This is a genomic window from Brevibacterium sp. FME37 (assembly GCF_014897485.1).
Classification (GTDB): Bacteria; Actinomycetota; Actinomycetes; order Actinomycetales; family Brevibacteriaceae; genus Brevibacterium.
This window is the reverse complement of sequence record NZ_JABUYE010000053.1, coordinates 1-1,258: the sequence shown is the minus strand read 5'-3', so window position 1 is coordinate 1,258 and position 1,258 is coordinate 1. Positions and strand designations below refer to the sequence as shown.

The 1,258-nt window shown below is 59.5% G+C and carries 1 protein-coding gene; it reads right to left on the bottom strand.

From position 1 onward, the window contains the following. Nucleotides 1–29: 29 nt before the first annotated feature. Nucleotides 30–1,177, bottom strand: a protein-coding gene (locus INT29_RS19895; RefSeq protein WP_193073275.1) for an IS3 family transposase whose coding sequence is annotated in 2 segments (ribosomal slippage) — nt 30–913 and nt 913–1,177 — 1,149 coding nt in all. Because the reading frame shifts where the segments join, the coding sequence is not laid out codon by codon here. Nucleotides 1,178–1,258 lie beyond the last annotated feature (81 nt).

Here is a 1,258-nt window from a genome sequence, read left to right as displayed (position 1 = left end):
TGATTGGGCCCCTGTTAGCAGTCCAGCGGCTATGCGATAGCTAATTGGTTCTCTGCACTCCAGCGTTCCCAGCATCTCGACGGTGTTAATCCGTCGAGGGATCCGTGGGGCCGTTCATGATTATAGATGCCTTTCCATTCGTCGGCCAAGTATTTGGCCTCGGCCATCGTGTCCATGATTTCTCCGGTCAGTTGTTCCCTTCTAAATTGAGCATTGAACGATTCAGCGAACCCGTTCTGCCACGGCGATCCAGGATCGATAAACGCAGTCTCCACACCTGCGGTAGCACACCAATCGATCAGCGCAGCGGCGGTGAATTCCGGCCCATTATCGCTACGGACATAGGTCGGGACCACACCGGTTTCAGCGATGACGTCCTCGAGGACAGCGACCACATCGGTGGCGGTGAAGGACCGCCGCGGGATGATTGCCAAAGCGGTGCGGGTGTATTCATCAATCACGTTGAAGAACCGGATATGCCGCCCGCAGGACGTCACATCGGACTGGAAGTCGAAGCTGACCACGTGCATCGGGTACTCGGCCCTCAACCGCTTCTCTGCCCCGGCGTCGGGCCCGGTGCGGCGCTTCTTGCGCGCCTCGGGTTTGCAGGTCAGCCCCTCGACCCGCCAGAGTCGGCGTACGCGCTTCTTATTGAGCGCCACGCCAACCCAGGCCGTCTGCCGAAGCAGGTGCCAGCGCGCCTTGTGCCAGCCCCATGCCGGATACTTCCCGGCAATGGTCCGCAAATCAGAGCGCAACTGCGCTTCCTCGAAGCTGACCTCCGGTTGACCCTGACGCAACGCGGACCGGTTCTGCCCCAGAACTTTGCAGGCGAACCGCTCCGAGGCCCCGAACTTCTCCTGCGCCATGCGGACGGCGCGGCGGCGTGGTTCGGGGCTCAGAATTTTCCCCGCGCCACCTCGTTCAAAATGTCGATGGCCAGTTCCTTTTCCGCCACCAGCTTCTTCAATCGGGCGTTTTCTTTCTCGAGGTCCTTGACCGCTTTGGTCTGCGTGGCGTTCTTCTCGGACCCGTACTGCTGAAGCCACCGATACCAGGTCGCCTCGGTGATCTGCAGCTCCTTGATGACCTCGATCATCGGGCGACCTTCATTGAGCATCTTCTGGCCCTGACGCACTTTCGCGATGACCTGATCCGGGGTATGTCTACGTGCCATGATCTGTGAATTTCCTCCTTGCATCCATTATCGGATGCGAAACTCACATAGTCACCGGACTCCTACTCGGGGACCCAACCA